Consider the following 407-nt stretch of genomic DNA (forward strand, 5'->3'; position numbering starts at 1 on the left):
CGATCCATCCGCAGCAGGAGGCGCCGCTCGCCCAGCGCGACGTCCAGTGCGGTGACGCGGCCCTTGCGCCCGGCCATCCGTTCCACCACGGAACGCCGGCGCTCGACCCGTACCGTGCCGGGCGGCAGCGCGTCCGCCAGGTGCGCCGCCAGCACGGCGACGTAGAGGTTCAGGTCCGCGCTGTCCCGGCGCAGCGCCGCGGCCGACGCGTCCACGTCCGGCGGCTCAGCCATCGAGGCTCAGCACCATGTTCGGTCGGTCGATGGTGTGGTCGTCGCGCAGCGGGCGGACCGCCGTCCCGATCGCGAAGAACTCGGTGGTGTGCGGTCCCCAGGAGTGCGAGTGCTGCCGCAGTTGGACCGCCACGATGCCCTCGGCGTCCAGGGACTCCGCCTCCGCCCGCATGC

The 407-nt window shown here is 74.0% G+C and carries 2 pseudogenes; both read right to left on the bottom strand.

Going from position 1 to position 407, the window contains the following annotated elements:
- Window positions 1–233, bottom strand: a pseudogene (locus G3I71_RS49030) (hypothetical protein); the annotation flags it as partial.
- Window positions 226–407, bottom strand: a pseudogene (locus G3I71_RS49035) (hypothetical protein); the annotation flags it as partial. The pseudogenes G3I71_RS49030 and G3I71_RS49035, both read right to left, overlap by 8 nt.

This window comes from Streptomyces sp. SID12501 (assembly GCF_010550245.1).
Taxonomy (GTDB): Bacteria; Actinomycetota; Actinomycetes; order Streptomycetales; family Streptomycetaceae; genus Streptomyces.